The organism is Geobacter psychrophilus (assembly GCF_056821595.1).
Genome location: NZ_JBXDTU010000004.1, coordinates 2,424,537 through 2,439,431, shown reverse-complemented (window position 1 = coordinate 2,439,431; position 14,895 = coordinate 2,424,537). Strand labels below are relative to the sequence as shown.

Here is a 14,895-nt window from a genome sequence, read left to right as displayed (position 1 = left end):
CCACGAAGACACGAAGGACACGAAGAAACAACAACCGAATCTTTTTTACGTTTTTTTAAAAAAATCTTTTGGTTTTAAAACTTCGTGATCTTCGTGCCTTCGTGGTGACATCTGGTTCTTACTACATTACTTTTACATTTGTAATCTCTTTGCCTTCCGGGTCGATCGTATGCACCGCACAAGCAATACAGGGGTCGAAGGAGTGGATCGTGCGCAGCACTTCCAGCGGCTTGTCGCTCTGTGCCACCGGGTTGCCGACCAGCGATGCCTCGTAAGGTCCCATGGCACCCTTTTCATCACGGGGCGAGGCATTCCAGGTGGAGGGCACGACCGCCTGGTAGTTCTTGATCTTGCGGTCCTTGATCACGATCCAGTGGGACAGCGTACCGCGCGGCGCCTCGTGGAAGCCCACACCCCGGTATTCCCCCTTGGGGATTTCCGTGTGGTTGGCATAGGCCTTGTCACCTTTGGCGACATTTTCCACCAGCTTGTCCAGGTACTCAAGTGACAGATCAGCCATGAGATGGGCGCGGATGGCACGGGCGCCCAGACGCCCCATGGTTGAGTGCAGATCAGCGACCCCGACGCCGATCTTGCGGCAGGAATCGTCCACCAGCTTCCGAACCTTCTGGTTGCCTCCGGCATAGGCGGCAAAAAGCTGGGCCGGCGGACCGACCTGCACCGCCTTACCGTCCAGACGAGGGGCCTTGCACCAGGAGTATTTACCGTTGTCCTCGAACTCGGTGTAATGAGGCTTGGTCTCCCCTTCCCACGGGTGGTGGCTGCCACTGCCGTCGTACCAGGCATGGGCCACATTTTCCGTTATACCTTTGATCAGCGCTTCATCCTGATGGTTGGTGATGATACGGGCGCCTTTGACATCGCCATTATTGATGACCGCACCCGGCAGGGCAAATTTGGTATTTTTGGTATCTTCCGGCATCTCCGGGACCGCCAGGTAATTTGTAACCCCCTTGCCGTATTTGAACCACTCCTTGTAGGCCGAGGCAATGGCGATCATGTCCGGATAGTAGACCTTCTGGACAAAGTCACGGGTCTCTTCCATCAGAGCGCGCAGGGCCGCGATCTTTTCCATGTTGATGGTGGCCAGATTTTCCATGTTGACTGCGGTAGCGACACCGCCTACGCACAGGTTCTGGATGTGAGGATTCTTGCCCCCCAGGATCGCGCCTACCTGGGCCGCCTTGCGCTGGTAGTCGAGTGCCTTCAGGTAATGGGCCACAGCCATCAGGTTGGCTTCCGGCGGCAGTTTCATGGCCGGATGACCCCAATAGCCGGAAGAGAAGATGCCGAGACGCCCGGTATCAACAAAGGATTTCAGCTTGGACTGTACTGCCCGGAATTCGGTTTCGCTGTTGCCGGACCAGTCGGAGATGCTCTGGGCCAACTGGGCGGTCCGCTTGGGATCAGCCTTGAGGGCCGAAACCACATCCACCCAGTCCAGGGCCGAGAGGTGGTAAAAATGCACTATATGGTCCTGCACCGAGTGCTGGGCCATGATCATGTTCCTGATGTACTGGGCATTGAGCGGCACATCCACCTTGAGGGCGTGCTCCACCGAGCGGATCGACGAAATGGCATGCACCGTGGTGCAGACCCCGCAGAAACGCTGGGCGTAGATCCAGGCATCTTCGGGAGGACGCCCCTGCAGGATTGTTTCAATCCCGCGCCACATCTGGGCTGACGACCAGGCATTGGTGACAGCGCCGCCGTTTACTTCCACATCAATCCTCAAGTGACCTTCGATACGGGTGACCGGGTCAAGGGTTATACGGGCCATTATGAATTACCTCCGATAGTTATAATCTTTATAAACTGGATGCACCACGAAGGCACGAAGAGCACGAAGAAACCACAATACAGGCCTTTTGGTTTACCCCTAAAAAATTTTGACTCTAAAACTTCGTGTCCTCGCTTGGAAGCGCCTACTTCTGGTCGTGCCTTCGTGGTGAAAAAATGGTTTTTACGCCTTTTCCGCCACAGCATGCTCCGCATCGTGCTGTTGCCGCGTATGCAGCTTGGGCAGGACCGGCAGGATCTTGACGATTACCTGATAGCCCAGGATCTCGAAGGCCACAATGCCTACCGTGATCAGCAGTTCGGCCAGGGCCGGGAAATAATGCCACCCCTTGCCCGGGTTGAAGCCGATCAGGTACACATTGAAACGGTACAGGGCGCCGCCCAGCACAATCAGGGTCGCCGAGACAAACAGCCAGCGGATCGATTCGCGCTTCTTGCCGCTGAACATCAGCAGTGAACCGCCGGCCACCAGGCAGAACTCCAGCAGGAAAAACCCGGAGTAGAAGTCAAATGATAGTGCCGCACCCAGCTGTCCGCGCCAGGCCAGGTCACCGATCACGACGCTCAGCCAGATGACCGTCAGCCAGGGGATGATGCTGGCCATGCCGGACAGTTCCTTGGTTTCGAATGGGCGCTTGAAGGCGTAGCAGGAGATAACCGATTCCAGGATGGCAATGGAATAGCCGATGAACATGCAGTTGATCAGGAACAGCAGCGGCAGAAAGCCGGTGTGCCAGAGCGGATGGAGCTTGGTGGAGGCGATCAGCAGCAGGGAACCGAGCGAAGACTGGTGCATGGTCGGCAGGGTGATGCCGAGCACGATGATAAAGATCAGCACCTTGTCCAGACGCGGTTTCAGCCAGGCGGCCAGGTCCTTGACCGCTTCCAGCCGTTCCTCCATGCGCTCGGGACGGTTGATGCCGGTGTACTTGTGCAGCCAGTCCATCATGTTCTGCAGGGTGTGCCACTTGGTCTTTTCCAGGGACGTCAGGACCGCCGGCAGGAATTCCAGCAGCAGCACGGTCGTATAGGCCATGACGCACAGGGCCACTTCGAACATGGCGGAGTTGGCCTGCCACTTGGAAGGGATAAAGAAGTTGTAGGCGTTCCAGGGGCGTCCCACGTCCACCATGACCGAAAAGCCGGCCAGGCCATAGCCGAACATGCTGGTCAGGACGGCCGAGCGGATCATGGGATGGTAATGCATACGGTTTCTGATGTAGATCAGGATCGCCATGGCGTAACCGCCGCAGGCGATGGCCGTGCCGGTCGCCACGTCATAGGTGATCCAGATGCCCCAGGGATAGCCGTCGCTCATATTTGATACCGCACCGATGCCCTTGATGAAACGGACTGCGATCAGGGCGAAGCCGATCAGGGTCAACGCCAGCAGCACCATGAACGACGGTGTAAGGATCTTGGCCCGGTGGATTTGATAATCGTCGTGGCTCATTGATGCTCCCCTCCCTGATGGTGATCATGGCCCTGTGCACCGTGCCCTTTTTTCATGTTTTTGAGGGCAATGAAACAGAGGGTGCTGTAGAGCGCCACCGGTGCAATAAATCCTTTGTAGATGGTGTGCTGGATCTTTTCGGAGAACTCTGCGGGAGCCTCGTCTTTCAGGACCGGAAGCCCCAGCTTGTTGAATTGCATGGCAGACAGGTACAGGTGATTGGTGCCCCCGACCTCCTTCTCGCCGTAAATGTGATCCAGATACTTGCCGGGATTCTCCTGCAGACGCTTCCGGGCTTCTGCCAACAGATCCTTGCGTTTGCCGAACATGATCGCCCCGACCGGGCAGGTCTCGGCACAGGCGGGGATGCCCTTGTTGAGGAGATTGGTGTTCTTGCACAGGTCGCACTTGACGATCTGGGGGATGGCCTTGTCCCACTGGAACTTGGGAATATTGAAGGCGCAGGCGACCTGACAGTAGCGGCAGCCGATGCAGGTGTTCTTGTTATAGTCAACCGTGCCGGTGATCGTGTCGCGGGTCATGGCACTGACCGGGCAGACCGATACGCAGGACGGCTTCTGGCAGTGCATGCAGGAGTACTTGACATAGGACCATTCCTTGTCCGACTCCTTGAAGAGCTTGATCAGGGTGCGGGTACTGCCGGACAGATCCTGGGGCGCATCCCACAGGCCATCCTTGTCGAATTTGGCCTGTTCATAGGAAAGACTGCCGTAATCGCTGTTGACCCGTTTGCAGGCCGACATGCAGGCCTTGCAGCCGACGCATTTGGTGGCGTCATATAGCATGCCGATGGTGTTGTTGTTGACCTGATGCCCCTCAGATGCCCCGGCACCGCCACGGCCGGCCAGGAGCGCCGCACCGCTGGCCCCGATGATTTTGAGAAACTGGCGCCTACTCGGTTTTCCCATGGTCAGCCCCCTTCTCAGGCCCGTCCGGGAGTTTTTTCGCCATCATCACACCGGCACCGATGGCGGCCCCGGCAGCCAGGCCGATGAAACCGGTGGTCAGCGGATCAGGCCCTTTGCCCTTGTCCTTGAGATCGACCGGAGCGTAGCTGTCAAAGGGGGTCGGCTCGTGGATCTGGACCTTGTCGGCAATGGCGGTTTTAAAGAGCAGGTCCGGTTCGGTGCAGCCGATGCAGGGATGTCCGATCGAGACCGGCCAGGCGCCCACATCGTTGAAACGGACCACCGAGCAGTTGGCATAGGTGGCCGGCCCTTTGCACCCAAGCTTGTAGAGGCAGTAGCCTTCGGCATGGGTCGGATCGCCGTAGGACTTGGCAAAACGACCGGCATCGAAATGGGCCCGCCGCTCACAGTGTTCATGGATCTTGCGGCCGTAGGCAAACTTGGGCCGCCCCATCTGGTCCAGCTCGGGCAGTTTGTTGAAGGTGACGTAATACAGCACGGTCGAAAGGAAGTTGTAGGGGTTGGGGGGGCAGCCGGGGATGTTGATGATCGGCTTATCCTTGATGATATCCCGCACACCGACCGCACCGGTCGGATTGGGACCGACGGACTGAATGCCGCCGTAACTGGCACAGGTACCGATGGAGATAATGGCGACGGCGCCCGCGGCAGCCGTGCGCAGGGATTCCAGGGCGGTCTTGCCCGCCACTTTGCAGTAGATGCCGTTGTCCTTGGTTGGAATGCCCCCTTCGACCACCAGGATATACTTGCCCTTGTTGGCGTTCATGGAATCGTGCAGCGCTTTTTCGGCCTGGTGTCCGGAACCGGCCATGAGCGTCTCATGATAGTCCAGGGAAATCATGTCCAGGATCAGGTTGGCCACTGTCGGGTGCGACGAGCGCAGCAGCGACTCGGAACAGCCGGTGCATTCCTGAAAGTGCAGCCAGATAACCGCGGGCCGGCTGTCCGTCTTCCCTGCCGCTGCAGCAACCTTGCTGACCATGCTGAGGGGCAGCCCCAGCATGGCCGAGACCGTTATGCATGTTTTGATAAAGTCCCGACGGTTGACACCGGGGAACAGATCCGCTTTACCCATACAATCCTCCATATCCCTGTATTTTAAATGCTGCAATTTTCTGATACTGATTTCGGGGTTATCAAATGTGACAAAATGCCCAAATCCTTCGCAATCCAGTCGTATACGGCAAGTGCCGTGCCAATGCTGTTTACACTAACGTGTTCGGGCATGCCGATGGCTTGAACCATTGGTTTGCCGGCAATTCAATCGATTGCTTGTACGAGAAATGTGGCGCTGAACTTTTTGGGATTGTGCAATTCTGTCAAGTAATGTACAAATCTGCCGAGTGGCATGCGGTTCTTGAACTGGAGTCATTGCAACAGGAGAGAAAAACGTACGGCAAAACCGGCCTCACGCGGAGCCGCAGAGACGCGGAGAAAACCAGTAAAAAACCTTACGACTTTGGTTTTACCCCCAAGTTTTTGTTTTTGACTTTCTCTGCGCCTCCGTGTCTCCGCGTGAGACAGCTTTCGAGTTTTAGATTCTTCACTCTAGGAGTCTGTGGCATGGCACATATCTGTATCTGTGATGACGAAGAGGGCATCCTGCGCTATCTGAAGAAGCGCTTGAGCGGACACCAGGTTGACACCTTCAGTCGCGGCAGCGACCTGCTGGCGCGGATCGAGGCAGGTGATGGCGCCGATATCGACCTGCTGCTGCAGGATGTGCGCATGCCCGACATGGATGGCCTGCAGATCCTGAAGCGGGTCAAGAAGTGCCGCCCCGACCTGCCGGTGATCATGATGACCGCCTTCGGCACAGTGGACGATGCGGTCCAGGCCATCAAACAGGGCGCCTACGACTACCTGCTCAAACCCTTCCCCCAGGAGAAGGTGCTGGGCATGGTTGAAAACGTACTGGAGTTCCGCCGGCTGGCACGGGAGAACCGCCGCCTGCGCGAGGAACTCTCGATTGCCGGCAGCCGGGAACCGACGGTCTTTGCCAGCCCGCGATTCCGCGCCGTCTACGACCTAGCGCTGCAGGTAGCGCCCAGTGAAGCCAACATCCTGATCCTGGGGGAATCGGGCACCGGCAAGGAGCTGATCGCCGGTACACTGCACCGCAACAGCCTGCGGCGCGAACACCCGTTTGTCTCGCTCAACTGCGCGGCCCTGTCGGACACGCTGCTGGAGAGCCAGCTCTTCGGCCATCTGCGGGGTGCCTTTACCGGTGCGGTCGTCAACCAGAAAGGACTGCTGGAGGAGGCCGACGGCGGCACTCTCTTTCTGGATGAGATCGGGGACGTCAGCCCGGCGGTACAGGCCAAGCTGCTGCGGGTCATCCAGGAGCGCAACTATATCCCGCTCGGGGCGACCCGCACAAAAAAGATGGATGTACGTTTTCTGGCTGCCACCAACAAGGATCTAGAACGCGAAGTCAGTGAAGGGCGCTTCAGGGAGGATCTCTATTACCGGCTGAACGTGATCTCCATCGAACTGCCCCCGCTGCGGGAACGGCGCGAGGACATCGAGCCGTTGGCGCTACATTTCCTGTGGCGTTTTTCCGGACGCATGGCAAAGGCCATCCACAGCATCGAACCCGAAGCGCTGGAGGCACTGCAGAAGTACTCCTGGCCCGGCAATGTGCGCGAACTGGAAAACGTCATGGAGCGGGCCGTCATCCTGACTGTTGGAAACAGCATCACTGCCGATGTCATCCCCCTGAGAGGCGCCTCGACTCCCCCCGCTGCAGCTGAAACGGTCATATCGACGGCCCCGAAATCACAGATGGTGCCGCTGGAAGAGATGGAGCGGCATCACATCGCGGCGGTCCTCAAGGGAACCGGCTACCACAAGAGCCGTACAGCCGAAATCCTGAAGATATCGCGCCGGACGCTGGATCGCCGGATCGAGGAATTCGAGCTGGAAACCGACAAACTTCAATGAAGCATCTCTGGACTTCCATACGTATCAAGCTGACCGTCGCAACCCTGGTGCCACTACTGACCGCCATCGCTATCTGCTGGGTGATCGGGACTTCAATTATTACAACCCGCTTCTCCAGTCAGGCCCTGCAGACCGTTGCCTCAAACCTGAATTCAGCCCATGAGATCTTCCTTGCCGACCTGTCCCGGCTCTCAGACATCATCCGCCTGACCGGCCAATCACCGGAACTGGCAACTGCACTCGCCGCTCCGCACCCGGATATCGTTATCCCCCAGCTGCAGACTATTCTTAGAAATGAACGGCTCAGCTTCCTGACCGTGGTTGACCGGTACGGGTTTGTGCGTTGCCGGGCTGCCAATCCTGCACTCAGCGGTGATTCCCTCCGGGGAGAGAAATTGATCGCTGATGCCCTCAAAGGAGTGCCCGGAAGCGGTGTCATGGTACTCTCAACAATCCAGACAGGACGTGAAAATCCTCTTCTGCCATCCGTCATGGGCCTGCCGGTCAAAGCAACCGCCCATGCCCGCATCTACACAAAGAAGGTGGAAGAACGCGGACTGTTCCAAGTAGCCGCCGCTCCGGTTCTGGCTCCTGACGGCAGCATGTCCGGAGTCGTCTACGGAGGAGTGCTGCTGAATAACAACAACCGGTTGACCGACCGCATTACCCAGGTCGTGTTCCAGCGCAGCGACCCGGATAACCGCGCACGCGGCAATGCCACCGTATTTCTGGATGATGTTCGCATTGCCACAACTGTTCTGGACGAGGGGGGGAAACCGGCCATCGGCACCCTGATGTCGAATGAGGTGTTCTCTACGGTTTCCCGCGGCACCTCATGGATCGGGAGAGCAAACGTGCTCAACTCTCGGTATTTTACGGCCTATGAACCGCTGCGTGACCTGATGGGCACCGTTGTCGGGGCTCTATATGTCGGCATGCCCGAAAAACCCCTGCTCCAGCTCCGCAGACAGGTAAATGTGATCTTTGCTGCGGTGCTTGTGTTCGTCTCTTTGATCGGCGTCGCCCTTTCGGCATGGCTCGGCGCCAACCTGTCGCGACCGATCCTGGCACTGGCCGACGGCGCCCGCCGTATTGCTGCCGGTGAACATATTGAGCCGATCAACGTCGCCACCAATGACGAGATCAGTCTGCTGGCCGACGAGTTCAACACCATGAATCGCGAAGTCAGTTCGCTCAAGAACACCCTGGAGCAGAAGGTCGTGGAACGTACACTCCAATTGGAGGAGTCGAACCAGCGCCTGCTGGCCGCCCAGAAGGATCTGGCCAAGGCCGAACGCCTGGCCGGACTGGGACTGCTCTCGGCCGGGGTAGCCCATGAGATCAACAACCCGCTGGCCGTTATCCGCGGCAACGCCGAACTGCTGCAGGACACCCTCCCGCCTGATGGCGAGGGACAGGAAGAGGCCGGGGAGATCATCCAGGAAACCGCCCGGATCGAACGGATCGTCAACAATCTGCGGGTGTTTTCCCGCAGCGGCCTGAAGCGGATCTCCCGCTTTTCCCTGGGAGCGCTGCTGGACGAGATTCTGGACCAGATCGGTCACCAGATCCCGCTTGAGCGCTACCGTGTCATCAGGGGCTATTGGGGAAAGGATGTGGAGATCGAAGGAGATCAGGACCAGCTGCGCCAGGTCTTCACCAACCTGATCGTCAACGGCCTGCAGGCCATGCCGGAAGGGGGCGAGCTGATTGTGAACGTTGATCTGGAGGGAGCTGCCCGGCAGGTCAGGGTAACGGTACAGGACGGTGGCTGCGGTATCCGGGATGAGGACCTGGACAAGCTCTTTACCCCCTTCTTCAGCACCAAGCAGCGCGGCACCGGACTGGGACTGGCGGTCTCCTACGGCATTGTCAGCGATCATGGCGGGGAGATTCTCGTAACAAGCCACGTGGACGAGGGGGCTGCGTTCACCGTTATCCTTCCGGCTCAATTGAGCACATGAATCAACAGAATCAGCATAAAGACACCCATACGTAAACAACGTAATGAAACAGCGATTGCTTCTTTTTTTAACGTGATGTATCGTTTTTTTTGCTCGGTGTATACGTTATCTGCAAGGAGTGCTTCCATGCCCACCATATTCGTCTGCGACGACGAACCGGAAATATTGCGCTATCTGGATAAACTGCTGCAGGTCAGCGGCTACAGTGTGGAGACCTTTTCCCGCGGTGCCGACCTGTTGATGAGATTGGAGAAAGCCACATCCATGCCGTGCGACACAATTCTTCAGGATGTACGCATGCCCGACATGGATGGCCTGCAAATACTGGAGCAGCTCTGCAAGCGCTGGCCGGACATACCGGTGGTGATCATGACCGCCCACGGAACAATAGATGATGCGATCAATGCCATCAAGCAGGGGGCCTACGACTACATTACCAAGCCTTTTCCCAAAGAAAAGCTGCTCGGGATGCTCAAGCGACTGCTTGACCATCGCCGACTTGCACAGGAAAACCAATTGCTGCGCGAAGAACTGAACCGAAGCGGAAACGGCGCCGATGATATCATTTTTCGCAGCCAGGTGTTCCGCGAGGTATATAATCTGACCCTGCAGGTGGCTGAAAGCGATGCCAATATCCTGATCATGGGAGACTCCGGCACCGGAAAGGAGTTGATCGCCGGCGCCCTGCACCGCAACAGCCCGCGACGCGACAAGCCGTTTGTCTCTATCAACTGCGCTGCACTTTCGGACACGCTTCTGGAGAGCCAGTTGTTCGGGCATGTGCGTGGGGCCTTTACCGGTGCGGTCATGAACCAGAAAGGGCTGCTGGAGGAAGCCGACGGCGGTACACTGTTCCTGGATGAAATCGGTGATGTCAGTCCGGCGGTACAGGCCAAACTGTTGCGGGTCACCCAGGAGAAGGACTTCATTGTATTGGGCTCGACCCTGACACGCAAGGTGGATATACGATTTGTGGCAGCTACCAACAAAGACCTGTTAACCGAGGTCAAAGAAGGACGTTTCCGTGAGGACCTGTATTACCGCCTGAATGTAATTTCCATCAACCTGCCGCCGCTGCGTGAACGGCGCGATGACATTGAACCACTGGCCCTCCATTTCCTGAAGGCTTCTACCCGTCGCATGAAAAAAAATGTGCAGGGTTTCACCGGCGATGCCCTGCAGGCACTGCTTGAGTATGACTGGCCGGGCAATGTCCGAGAATTGGAAAATGTCATCGAACGGGCCGTAATCCTTGCCCGGAGCAAAATGATAACCATCGGGCTGCTGCCGCTGGGAGCCCGTCGCGAGAGCTTTCCCGCCACGACAAACATTGCTCCGCTGATCGCTCTGGACAAGATTGAACGTCAGCACATCACGTCAATCCTGAAGGAGACCGACTTCAACAAAAGTCGGGCGTCTGAGATCCTGGGCATCTCCCGCAAAACCCTGGACCGGAAAATCCTTGAATACGGACTGGGGAACGACAAGGCCACATGAAACACATTCTGTGGAGATCGATACGCCTCAAACTGACCATTGCCACCCTGGTGCCACTGGTAGCCGCAATCGTGATCTGCTGGGTTGTGGGAGTTTCAATCATTACGTCCCATTTTACCAGCCAAGCGCTGCAATCCGTCGAATCGAATCTCCATTCAGCCCACGAGATTTTCCTTTCCGATTTGTCGCGACTCACCGATATTATCCACCTGACCGGCCAAACTCCCGAGCTGACCTCAATTCTCGCCCACCCCACCAGGGACACCCTTATCCAGCCACTGCAGACCATTCTCAGAAACAACCGGCTCAGCTTCCTGACAGTGGTAGACAGACACGGGGTCGTGTGCTACCGGGCGGCCAATCCTTTTACTATCGGTGATTCCCGTACCAGCGAAAAATTGATCGCTGACGCTCTCAAGGGGGCAACCGTCAGCGGCATCATGCTGCTGGCAACTGCCCAGGCAGAACGGGAGAATCCTCAGCTGAGCCACATGATGAATCTTCCGGTCAAGTCAACCGTCCACGCCCGCCGACACACAAATAACGTGGAAGAACGCGGACTTTTCCAGGTTGCAGCCTCACCGGTAATGGCGCCTGACGGCAGTGTCGCCGGGGTTGTCTACGGCGGTTTGCTCTTGAACAATGACAACCGCCTGGTGGATCGTATAACCCAGGTCGTCTTCCATCGGGGAGAAGCAGATGTCCGCGCACGCGGCAATGCCACCATATTTCTCGATGACGTCCGCATTGCCACAAGTGTTCTGGACGATGGGGGGAAACCGGCCTTAGGCACCCTGATGTCGGAAGAGGTGTTTTCAGCCATCTCCAACGGCAGCCAGTGGATCGGAACCGCCTATGTCCTGGATTCTCGCAATTTCACAGCCTATGAGCCGCTTCGCGACCTGCGGGGTTCAGTTGTCGGTGCACTGTATGTGGGGATGCCGGAAAAACCGCTGCTGCTGCTGCGGCGACAGGTTAATATCATCTTCTCAGCCGTATTGGTGCTCGTATCCATGATCGGCATCGGCCTTTCGGCATGGCTTGGAACCAGTCTATCCCGCCCGATCAGGGCATTGGAAGAAGGTGTCCGCAAGATCGCTTCCGGCGAAAAGCGACCCGACATCACCGTGGATGGTCATGACGAGATCGCTTCGCTGGCCAGGGAGTTCAATACCATGAAACGTCGCCTGCGGGAACGGGATGACGAGAACCTGACTCTTAATCGCACACTGGAAGAAAAAGTGCTGGAAAGAACTGTCCAGCTGGAGGAAAAAAGTCAGCAACTATTGGCCATCCAGAAGGATCTGGCCCAGGCCGATCGCCTGGCCGGTATCGGCCTGCTGGCATCGGGCGTGTCACACGAAATCAACAACCCGCTGGCAATTATCCGCGGCAACGCCGAACTGCTGGAGATGTCGGCACGGCTGAACGACTCGGACCACTCGGAAGTGGAGACCATTATCAAGCAGGTCGGCCGGGTGGAGCGGATCGTGTCCAATCTGCTGACCTTCGCCAGAACTCAGAAAAAGGTCATCCGGCCATTCTATATTGAGGCGCTGCTGGATGACATCCTGAATCAGATCGGACATCAGATTCCACTGGACGGATACACTATTGAACGAAGATACCAGACAACCGCAGGAGATGATCTTGAAGGGGACGAGGACCAGCTGCGCCAGGTGTTCACCAACCTGATCGCAAACGGGCTGCAGGCCATGGAAACGGGAGGTACACTGACGGTTTCTACGCAGGTTGACCGGACAACGGGGTGCTGTTCGGTAACGATAGGCGACAGCGGGCCGGGCATACCTGCAGGCGTCCGGGAGAAACTGTTCACACCCTTTTTCACCACCAAATCACTCGGCACCGGCCTGGGACTGGCCGTCTCCTACGGGATAGTCAAGGATCATGGCGGTGAGATTCGTGTTGAGAGCGAGGCCGGCCAGGGGGCGGCCTTCATTGTTGTGCTGCCGTTGCGGCAGACAATTACAGCAAGCGGGCTTACCCATGAGTAATGCCCTGTCCCTCCACCGCCAGCGCTGGATCCTCTTCGCCACCCTGGCGCTGATGTACATCCTGGTCTATTTCTACCGCGTTTCACTGGCGGTGGTGGCCGGCGACATATCCCGGGAACTGCACCTGTCCCCGCAACAGCTCGGCTCCCTGTCCGGCATACTGTTCTACGTGTATGCCGTGGCCCAGATCCCGCTGGGGCCGATGATCGACCGGCTGGGCAGCCGTCTGGTGATCAGCGCCAGCGGCTGCCTGACCGCCATCGGGGGAATCCTCTTTTCCCAGGCCGCCACCCTGCCCGTTGCCATGGCGGCGCGTGTGCTGATCGGCATCGGCACGGCATCGGTGCTGATGGCCACCTTCACGGTCTTCAGCCACTGGTACAGCAAACAGGAGTTCGGCCGCATCTCCGGTTTCATGGTGGCGGTCGGCAACCTGGGCAACCTGTTTGCCACGGCGCCGCTGGCCCTGGCGGTAGCCGTTGTCGGCTGGCGCAGTTCCTTTCTTGCCATAGGCGTTGTCCAGATAGTGGTCACACTGCTGGTGTTTGCTGTGGTGCGGGACAGGCCGCCGATTCAGACTTCACCCGCTGTTGCCAATCCGGAGTCAGAAAAAAGCGGCATGCTGGCGGCCTGGGGCGAGATTTTTGGCTCCCGCGATTTCTGGCTGCTGGGGGGCATTGCCTTTGCCTGGTACGGCAACTATCTGGCACTGCAGGGACTCTGGGGCGGGCCGTACCTGATGGAGATACTGCATCTTTCCCGGGCCGAGACCGGACGAGCCCTGATGTTCACCTCGCTCGGCTTCATCGTCGGCAGCACCGTGACCGACAGCATCGCCCGACGGTTTTTCCGGTCGTACAAAAAGACCCTGCTGGCCGGTCAGATGGTACTGCTGCTCCTCATGACCGGGTTTCTGGGATGGATTGAACTCCTGCCACAGCCGCTCCTGGTGACGGTCTTCTTTGCCATCGGCCTGGCGGTCTCCAGCGGAGTGATGATCTACCCCATTATCCGCTCCATGTTCCCGGTCAAGATCGTGGGCACCGCGCTTACGTCGCTCAACTTCTTTGTCCTGATGGGGGCGGCCTCCACCCAGCAGATCATGGGGGTCATCATCGGTGCCTACGTAAGCGGGACGAGCGAAGCGCCACCGGCCGCCTATCACACAGCCTTTCTGCTGCCGGTCGTCTGCCTGGCTGCCGCCATCGTATTATTTCTATGTGCCAAGGATTATAGCGAGAGGTAACGAGCGTGGAAGATGTCATCAGGATCATGCTGCAATCCGGAAAAGCGGGGCTCGACCTGGCGCTGTATGTACTGCTGCCGGTGCTGGTCATCATGATGGCGATCATGAAGGTCGTCGAGGCCCGGGGAATTCTGGCGCTGGTCGCCCGGCTGGTACAGCCGCTGCTGCGGGTCTTCGGCATCCCCGGCGCCGGCGCCTTTGCCATCCTGCAGCTGCTGCTGGTCAGCTTTGCCGCACCGCTGGCCACCCTGGCAATCATGGAAAAGGACGGCACCGGCCGGCGGCATATCGCCGCAACCCTGGCCATGATCTTTACCATGTCACAGGCCAACGTCGTCTTTCCCATGGTGGCGGTCGGGCTGAACCTGGGGGTGATCATACTGACTTCGTTCGTCGGCGGCCTGGCGGCGGCGGCCGTGACCTACTACCTGTTTGCCCGCTCAGCCGGCGATGAACATGCCCCGGCCGAGGATTTCACGGGAACGGCGGGGGCGGGCAAAAAAAGTACGACTCTCAACCTGATGATTACGGGAGGCCAGGAGGCGGTACAGGTCATCCTCGGCGCCATCCCGATGCTGATCCTGGCGATCTTCCTGGTCAACATCCTCAAGCTGATCGGCGCTATCACCCTGCTGGAAGGCGCACTGGCACCCCTGTTCACACTGATCGGCTTTCCGGCAGTCGCCGTGCTGCCGCTGGCCACAAAATACCTGGCCGGAGGCACTGCCATGATGGGGGTCACCCTCAACCTGCTGAAAGAGGGGACCATTACAACCCTGGAGTTGAATCGCATGGCCGGCTTTCTCACCAATCCCTGCGACCTGGTCGGGGTGGCGGTCCTGGTTTCGGCCGGGGCCCGCTGCACGTCGGTGGTGCGGCCGGCCATCGCCGGCGCTGCCGTCGGGATTGTTATCCGCGGAATTCTGCATCTGCTGATTTTCTGAATAACTCAGCACGTTTCACCGCTTGCCTTCACCGCCAAAAAAAGGCACAATAACCAACATTT

At 58.0% G+C, this 14,895-nt stretch carries 10 protein-coding genes; 6 read left to right on the top strand and 4 right to left on the bottom strand.

Going from position 1 to position 14,895, the window contains the following annotated elements:
- Positions 1-121: 121 nt before the first annotated feature.
- The 4 genes from ACOCF6_RS13900 to ACOCF6_RS13885 form a co-directional block, all read right to left on the bottom strand.
- On the bottom strand, positions 122-1,801 hold the full coding sequence (locus ACOCF6_RS13900) for a nickel-dependent hydrogenase large subunit (protein WP_482460930.1): 1,680 nt from the start codon (positions 1,799-1,801) through the stop codon (positions 122-124).
- Positions 1,802-1,984: 183 nt separating this feature from the next.
- Positions 1,985-3,274, bottom strand: coding sequence for a Ni/Fe-hydrogenase cytochrome b subunit (gene hybB, locus ACOCF6_RS13895; RefSeq protein WP_482460929.1), 1,290 nt, complete (start codon positions 3,272-3,274; stop codon positions 1,985-1,987).
- Positions 3,271-4,203 carry a hydrogenase 2 operon protein HybA gene (gene hybA / locus ACOCF6_RS13890; RefSeq protein WP_482460928.1) on the bottom strand — a complete coding sequence of 311 codons (933 nt, stop codon included), beginning with the start codon at positions 4,201-4,203 and terminating at the stop codon, positions 3,271-3,273. The genes hybB and hybA overlap by 4 nt, the downstream gene beginning before the upstream one ends.
- Complete coding sequence (locus ACOCF6_RS13885) at positions 4,187-5,299, bottom strand: hydrogenase small subunit (RefSeq protein WP_482460927.1); 1,113 nt, start codon at positions 5,297-5,299, stop codon at positions 4,187-4,189. Before ACOCF6_RS13885 ends, hybA begins: the two co-directional genes overlap by 17 nt.
- A gap of 488 nt (positions 5,300-5,787) precedes the next feature.
- Here ACOCF6_RS13885 and ACOCF6_RS13880 point away from each other — a divergent pair, with 488 nt between their 5' ends.
- The 6 genes from ACOCF6_RS13880 (at position 5,788) to ACOCF6_RS13855 (ending at position 14,833) form a co-directional block, all read left to right on the top strand.
- Complete coding sequence (locus ACOCF6_RS13880; protein ID WP_482460926.1) at positions 5,788-7,167, top strand: sigma-54-dependent transcriptional regulator; 1,380 nt, start codon at positions 5,788-5,790, stop codon at positions 7,165-7,167.
- A complete protein-coding gene (locus ACOCF6_RS13875; protein WP_482460925.1) occupies positions 7,164-9,131 on the top strand; it encodes a cache domain-containing protein in 1,968 nt (655 codons plus the stop codon). The genes ACOCF6_RS13880 and ACOCF6_RS13875 overlap by 4 nt, the downstream gene beginning before the upstream one ends.
- A gap of 126 nt (positions 9,132-9,257) precedes the next feature.
- Positions 9,258-10,628, top strand: a complete 1,371-nt coding sequence (locus tag ACOCF6_RS13870) for a sigma-54-dependent transcriptional regulator (RefSeq protein WP_482460924.1) — start codon at positions 9,258-9,260, stop codon at positions 10,626-10,628.
- The gene (locus ACOCF6_RS13865) at positions 10,625-12,643 is read left to right on the top strand and encodes a cache domain-containing protein (RefSeq protein ID WP_482460923.1); all 2,019 of its coding nucleotides are present in this window, start codon (positions 10,625-10,627) and stop codon (positions 12,641-12,643) included. The genes ACOCF6_RS13870 and ACOCF6_RS13865 overlap by 4 nt, the downstream gene beginning before the upstream one ends.
- Positions 12,636-13,889, top strand: coding sequence for an MFS transporter (locus ACOCF6_RS13860; RefSeq protein WP_482460922.1), 1,254 nt, complete (start codon positions 12,636-12,638; stop codon positions 13,887-13,889). Before ACOCF6_RS13865 ends, ACOCF6_RS13860 begins: the two co-directional genes overlap by 8 nt.
- A gap of 5 nt (positions 13,890-13,894) precedes the next feature.
- Positions 13,895-14,833: a nucleoside recognition family protein gene (locus ACOCF6_RS13855; RefSeq protein ID WP_482460921.1), complete on the top strand. Its 939-nt coding sequence runs from the start codon at positions 13,895-13,897 to the stop codon at positions 14,831-14,833.
- The last annotated feature ends 62 nt before the right edge of the window (positions 14,834-14,895 follow it).